Origin of the sequence: Thermosynechococcus sp. OHK43, assembly GCF_014466085.1 — a bacterium.
Taxonomy (GTDB): domain Bacteria; phylum Cyanobacteriota; class Cyanobacteriia; order Thermosynechococcales; family Thermosynechococcaceae; genus Thermosynechococcus.
Genome location: NZ_JACOMP010000186.1, coordinates 1 through 6,805 on the forward strand (window position 1 = coordinate 1; position 6,805 = coordinate 6,805).

The window sequence follows — 6,805 nt, forward strand, 5'->3', positions numbered from 1 at the left end:
ATTCTATACTCTATTCACACTTGAGTGGTGGCTCAGTGAATATCCTAATATTCGAATCCAGTACGTGAGGAATACCTACAAAGACAAGAAAACATGGGTTCTTGAAAATTTTTCGGATAAAAGTCCAAATGAAACAGAAATAGAAGCGCTAGGAATAAGCTTAGCAGAGTATCACCGTCGAGAGGGAGCAACCGAACAAGAAATAAATGAGTCACGTGTTGTAATTGTTAAGAAAAGTAGCGACTACAAGGCTAAGCCGCTATATCATTTATCTCAAAGATTATCACCAGTTCTAACAATGGAAATCTTAGCGAAAATTGCTGAACAAGGAAGAGAAAAAAGTCAAATTCAAGATGCGCTTGCCCGCATCAGGAAAAATATTGACGCGCGTTTACAAGAATCGCAAAAAACAGCTCAAATTATTTTCAAAACCATCTATAATCTCAGCAGTCAACCAGAGCCAATGAAAGTTAATGGTTTTGTCATGCCTCGGGCAAAACTATTAGCTCGAAATGATAAAGAAATCAATCAAATAGCTAGAATTAGCTCCTATGGTTGTGCCAAGATTGGCGAAAAGCAATTTGGTTGCCTAAATTTATTTAATAATAAACCTGAATACCCAGAGGAAGTGCGCAAATGCTTGCTGGACATAGCAAGAAGTAGTGGCACGCAGATAAAAATAGACTCCTGTTTTACAGGAAGTGACTATCCAAAAGATGATCTAGCTCAACAAAGATTCTGGCAACAATGGGCTGCTCAAGGAATTAAAACGGTTTTAGTAGTGATGCCTTGGTCGCCCCATGAGGAGAAAACAAGGCTACGAATTCAGGCATTAAAGGCAGGAATCGCTACGCAGTTCATGATACCAACACCCCAGGCTAATCCCTACAAAGCTCTCAATGTTGCCTTGGGACTGTTGTGTAAAGCTAAGTGGCAGCCTGTCTATCTAAAACCATTAGATGATCCTCAGGCTGCTGACTTAATTATCGGTTTTGACACAAGTACAAACCGAAAGCTGTACTATGGTACGTCTGCTTTTGCAATTTTAGCCAATGGTCAAAGCTTGGGTTGGGAGTTGCCAGATATACAACGGGGGGAAACTTTCTCTGGTCAATCAATTTGGCAAATTGTGTCTAAGCTAGTGCTTAAATTCCAAGACAACTATGGTTCCTACCCTAAGAAGATACTACTGATGCGCGACGGGCTTGTTCAAGAAGGGGAGTTTGAACAAACAATCAAAGAACTGACTCAGCAGCGTATTGATGTCGATATTCTAAGTGTCCGTAAGAGTGGCTCAGGGAGGATGGGACGTGAATCTAATTCAGGCAATACCGAAATAATCTATGATGACGCTGAAGTGGGCACTGTAATTTTTTATTCTGAAAGTAACTCATTTATATTACAAACCACCGAGGTAATCAAGACGAAAACTGGCTCCCTTGGCAGTGCTAGACCTCTGCGGGTTGTGCGTCACTATGGCAATACACCTTTAGAGCTACTGGCTCTGCAGACCTATCACTTGACTCAGTTGCATCCTGCCAGCGGATTTAGCTCCTGCCGACTGCCTTGGGTACTGCACTTGGCCGATAGAAGTAGTAAGGAGTTTCAGCGGATAGGTCAGATCAGCCTTTTGCAGAATATTGATCGAGAAAAGTTAATTGCGGTTTGACAACAAAATAGACCTCAATCTATCAAAATATAGGATAAAATTGAAATAATCTATGCATTCTACCCAAGTGCAGGCAGAAGTCTCTGAATCGGGCAATTAGCCCATGAGGAGATAATTATCTTTAGATAAAATTCTATGAATTAGGCGATTTGTATTGACCTATCTTGGGCTGAAAGCGGCATCAGGTGCTTCAAATTAGATTTGATAATACGAAAAACCAGAAAAGATTATCAATCATTATATTGTCAAAAGAAACCCCTCACCCTATGCTTGATTTTAGAGACAAGGAGACGGTGATCAACGTCACGATAACAATCGGCTATCCCGTCATTATTTTCTGTGGCGATCGCTCTGATTGCAACTCTAGCTTTTGTACTGCTTACCCTTATTCTAATTAGGAGAGCTTACTCATGCCAATTGCTGTGGGAATGATTGAAACGCGCGGATTCCCCGCCGTCGTCGAAGCAGCAGATGCAATGGTAAAAGCCGCTCGGGTCACCCTTGTGGGCTACGAAAAAATTGGGAGTGGTCGGGTCACCGTGATTGTGCGGGGTGATGTCTCCGAAGTACAAGCCTCAGTGGCTGCCGGGGTTGATTCTGCCAAACGTGTCAATGGCGGAGAGGTGCTGTCCACGCACATTATTGCCCGTCCCCACGAAAACCTTGAGTACGTATTGCCCATTCGCTATACCGAGGCAGTGGAGCAATTCCGAAACTAAGGGGTTTGGCAGTTTGGTGGAGTTTTCAGTTGCATCGCTTATCGCTCCTCTGGTTCTTTTAGTTCTTGAGTTGTTTGACGTTTAGGAGTTATTACAATGGCAATTGCCGTCGGTATGATTGAAACCCTTGGTTTCCCCGCAGTGGTGGAAGCCGCAGATGCAATGGTGAAAGCCGCTCGCGTTACCCTTGTGGGCTACGAGAAAATCGGGAGTGGTCGGGTCACCGTGATTGTCCGTGGCGATGTTTCTGAAGTGCAGGCTTCAGTCGCGGCGGGGGTTGAAAACGTGAAACGGGTGAATGGGGGTCAAGTGCTCTCCACCCACATCATTGCTCGTCCCCACGAAAACCTCGAATACGTGCTGCCCATTCGCTACACCGAAGCGGTCGAACAATTCCGCGAAAGCGTTAGCGGTATCCGCCCGATGGGTCGCCCATAGTGAAAATCGCGCGAGTGTGCGGCACCGTTACCAGTACCCAAAAAGAAGAAACCTTAACGGGAGTCAAGTTTCTCGTCTTGCAATATCTGGGTGAGGACGGCGAATTTTTACCCGACTACGAAGTGGCTGCGGATACGGTTGGTGCAGGGCAGGATGAGTGGGTATTGGTAAGCCGAGGCAGTGCCGCCCGCTATATTATCAATGGCACCGACAAACCCATTGACGCAGCCGTTGTCGCCATTATTGACACCGTAAGTCGGGATAATTATTTGCTCTATAGCAAACGTACCCAGTATTAGCATTGGAGACTTCTCCCTATGGCGGTTCAAAGCTATGCGGCACCCCCGACGCCGTGGTCTAGGGATTTAGCGGAGCCAAAGATTGCCCCCACGGCTTACGTCCACTCCTTCAGTAACCTCATCGGCGATGTCCGCATCAAAGATTATGTTCACATCGCCCCCGGCACCTCCATCCGTGCCGATGAAGGCACGCCCTTCCACATTGGCTCCCGCACCAATATTCAAGATGGCGTCGTCATCCACGGCCTCCAACAGGGACGGGTGATTGGGGATGATGGCCAAGAGTATTCTGTCTGGATCGGTGATAATGCCTCAATTACCCACATGGCACTGATCCACGGCCCTGCCTACATTGGCGATGGCTGTTTTATTGGCTTTCGCTCGACGGTGTTTAATGCACGGGTTGGTGCCGGCTGTGTGGTCATGATGCACGTCCTCATTCAGGATGTGGAAATTCCACCGGGAAAATATGTGCCTTCGGGAATGGTGATCACGACGCAGCAGCAAGCCGATCGCCTGCCGAATGTGGAAGAGTCAGATATTCACTTTGCCCAGCACGTGGTTGGCATTAATGAAGCGCTGCTATCGGGGTACCAGTGTGCTGAGAATATTGCCTGTATTGCCCCGATTCGGAATGAACTCCAGCGTCAAGAAGATCCACCCACCCTACACGTTGAAATGCTCACCGGGGAAAAGAACACCATGACCACAGATTATGGGACTCACGTCCGGCAATTGTTGCAGCAAGGATACCAAATTAGCTTGGAATATGCCGATGCGCGGCGGTATCGCACTAGCTCTTGGCAAAGTGGCCCGACCTTGACAGGGCAGCAGGAGTCTCAGGTAATGGCCGCGATCGCCCAACGACTCAAGGAACACGAGGGCGAGTATGTGCGCCTGATTGGTGTCGATCCCAAGGCCAAGCGTCGGGTTTTCGAGGAAATCATTCAACGTCCCGGTCAAGCACCTGTGGCTAGTCGCAGTAGCCCTCGTCCCAGTGCAACGGTGAACGCAGCGCCAGTGGGTTCCTTGGATGCCTCCGTTGTGGCTCAGGTGCGGCAGTTGCTCCAACAGGGGTATCAAATTGGCACAGAGCACGCCGATGCCCGCCGCTATCGCACGAGTTCTTGGACAAGCTGCGCTCCCATTCAATCCAAACAGGAGCCGGAGGTGTTGGCCGCCCTTGAGGCCTGTCTCCAAGAACATGCGGGTGAATATGTGCGCCTTATTGGCATTGATCAAAAGCAAAAGCGGCGCGTCCTTGAGCAAATTATTCAGCGCCCACAGGGACCGGTGGCGATCGCCACAAAAGCACCCACCCCAGTGGCTACTAGTCATGTCTCCGTCAGTTCTGACGGCAATGACACGCTTCTCAGTGCCGATCTCGTAAACCAAATTCAAGACCTGTTGCGCCAAGGCTGCCAAGTCATCACCGAGTATGCCGATCAGCGTCGCTTCCGTACCAGTTCTTGGCAAAGCGGCATCAAAATTACCTCTGCCCAGCAAATCAATGATCTGAAGGCTTTCCTTGCTGAGCACCAGCGGGACTATATCCGCCTTGTGGGGGTCAATCCCCAAGCCAAACAGCGGGTCCTGGAAACCATTATTCACCGTCCCAATGGCAAAGCCGCCAGCAATGGCAATAGCACCCGTAGTCAAGGGTTCACACCGCGTCCAACCGCCTCCAGTCAAGGGGGCACAAGCACCCATAGCCTCAGTCAAGAGGTGATTGAACAAGTCCGGCAACTCCTGCAACAGGGCTATACCCTCGGCCTAGAACATGTGGATGCCCGTCGCTACCGCACCAACTCCTGGCAAAGTGGCCCCCGCATTGAGGCCAAAAATCTTAATGAAGCCCTTGCTGCGATTCAGGCTTGCCTCCAAGAATACAGTGGCGAGTATGTGCGGCTGATTGGTATTAATCCTGTCGGCAAGCAGCGGGTGGCCGAAATCCTACTCCAACAGGCTGCTAAGTAGCCCTCCCTGTGAGGTGCCCCCATGCCCCTGCCGCCCTTAGCTCTGCCCCCTTCACCTGCGGTTCGCATTGTGGGTGATGTGGTGGTGGATCCCCAAGCCGTTTTGGCACCGGGGGTGTTGCTTTGGGCAGAAGCAGGGGCTTCGATTCGGATTGCTGCAGGGGTCTGCATTGGCATGGGTAGCGTCATTCACGCCCACGGCGGCACCATCACAATTAGTGAAGGGGTCAACATTGGTGCGGGAGTGCTGCTGATTGGGGCGGTGACCGTTGAACCCCATGCCTGTATTGGCGCCAGTACCACGGTGATGGAAACAACGATTCCGGCTGGTGCTGTGGTGGCCGCCGGTTCTCTTCTGGGGGATCGGAGTCGTCGTTGGCCGCCCGCCGCAGAAACGAGTCACCCCCAACAGGGGGCTGTTTTCCCTGAGGATCCTTGGCGAGAGCCACCAACAACTGTCCATCCTTCAGAGAATTCCCCACCAGAGCAGCAGGACCCTACCGACTCTTCCCCTAGTCATCAGGAAAGTCCAGCCACTGCTCCACCAGAGACAAGCACTGCGACAAGGCCTAAGGCAAACGTGGTCTATGGTCAAGCCTATGTTAGTAGGATGTTTGCCAAGATGTTTCAGGTGGGGCCCATCCCACCCACGGGGGATAATCCTGCCCTAGGCAGTCGTCAGTAAAGCAATGGTTTCTACATGAGCCGTTTGGGGAAACATATCGAGGGGCTGAATGTTTGCTAGTTGATAGGTACCGGTACTGCAGAGGTGAGCCAGATCCCGTGCCAAGGTGGCGGGGTGACAACTGACATAGAGAATGCGTGGGGGACGGTTGTGGAGAATGGCCTCAAGAACGGCGCGATCGCACCCTTTACGCGGTGGATCAAGAATCAGCACATCCACGGCCTGATTGTACTGGGGTAGCCACTCCTCTGCCTTGGCACAGACAAAGTGAGCATTGTTAATGCCATTGTGTTGGGCGTTGGCGATCGCCTGCTGTACCGAGGCAGACTGCACTTCAACACCAATGACTTCAGCCACAGCGCCCGCAAGGGGTAGGCTCAGGGTCCCCACGCCACAGTAGAGATCCACCAGTCGTTCCTGACCCGTTGGAGCAATCCAGTCTCGCAGGGTGGTGACCAGTTGCTCCGCTTGGGCTGTGTTGACTTGAAAAAAAGTGGTCGAGGCAATCTGAAACCTCACCCCTGCCATTTCTTCCCAAAGGTAGGGCCGCCCGGCCAGCACCTGTGTCTCATCGCCAAAGATGCGATTTCCCACTTGATGATTGAAGTTGACACAGACCCCCATCACCCCTTGAAACTGCTGTAACCAACCTTCTGCCGCTGCCTGCAAACCAGCGGGTAATGGCCCGGCAAGCACGAGGGTAATGAGCTGCTCCCCTGTGCGCTGACCTATGCGCAAACCAAGGTGGCGAAACCCCGGTTCATGGGTCTGTTCGCTGTAGATCGGCCAGGGTTGTAATGCCTGCTTCAGGGCAGCCAAGAGGGGATTGAGGCGGGGATCCTGCACCGGACATTGATTCAGGTTCACCAAGTGATGGGAGCCTTTTTGGTAATAGCCGGCAACCACGGCACCGTGGCGGCGACGGAGGGGGTACGTCACTTTATTGCGATAGCCAAAGGGGTTAGGGGCAGCCAAAATCGGTAGAAAGGCTTGGGGTTCGAGATGACCAATACGAGCGA

7 protein-coding genes are annotated in these 6,805 nt (G+C 51.1%); 6 read left to right on the forward strand and 1 reads right to left on the reverse strand.

What is annotated here, in order from left to right:
- From H8Q75_RS07805 to H8Q75_RS07830, 6 genes are all read left to right on the forward strand, one after another.
- A partial coding sequence (locus tag H8Q75_RS07805; protein WP_297041072.1) for an argonaute PAZ domain-containing protein occupies positions 1-1,669 on the forward strand: 1,669 nt, incomplete at its 5' end.
- A 410-nt stretch (positions 1,670-2,079) separates the two neighbouring features.
- Positions 2,080-2,388, forward strand: a complete 309-nt coding sequence (locus tag H8Q75_RS07810) for a carbon dioxide-concentrating mechanism protein CcmK (protein ID WP_011056791.1) — start codon at positions 2,080-2,082, stop codon at positions 2,386-2,388.
- Between the two features lie 96 nt (positions 2,389-2,484).
- Positions 2,485-2,826, forward strand: a complete 342-nt coding sequence (locus H8Q75_RS07815) for a carbon dioxide-concentrating mechanism protein CcmK (protein ID WP_011056790.1) — start codon at positions 2,485-2,487, stop codon at positions 2,824-2,826.
- Complete coding sequence (locus H8Q75_RS07820) at positions 2,826-3,125, forward strand: EutN/CcmL family microcompartment protein (RefSeq protein ID WP_041429302.1); 300 nt, start codon at positions 2,826-2,828, stop codon at positions 3,123-3,125. Before H8Q75_RS07815 ends, H8Q75_RS07820 begins: the two co-directional genes overlap by 1 nt.
- An 18-nt stretch (positions 3,126-3,143) precedes the next feature.
- On the forward strand, positions 3,144-5,102 hold the full coding sequence (locus tag H8Q75_RS07825; protein WP_024125868.1) for a ribulose bisphosphate carboxylase small subunit: 1,959 nt from the start codon (positions 3,144-3,146) through the stop codon (positions 5,100-5,102).
- 21 nt (positions 5,103-5,123) lie between these two features.
- Positions 5,124-5,786, forward strand: a complete 663-nt coding sequence (locus H8Q75_RS07830; protein WP_297041076.1) for a hypothetical protein — start codon at positions 5,124-5,126, stop codon at positions 5,784-5,786.
- Here H8Q75_RS07830 and rlmD read toward each other — a convergent pair.
- On the reverse strand, positions 5,769-6,805 hold a 1,037-nt coding region (gene rlmD, locus H8Q75_RS07835), incomplete at its 5' end, for a 23S rRNA (uracil(1939)-C(5))-methyltransferase RlmD (RefSeq protein WP_297041078.1). The genes H8Q75_RS07830 and rlmD overlap by 18 nt on opposite strands.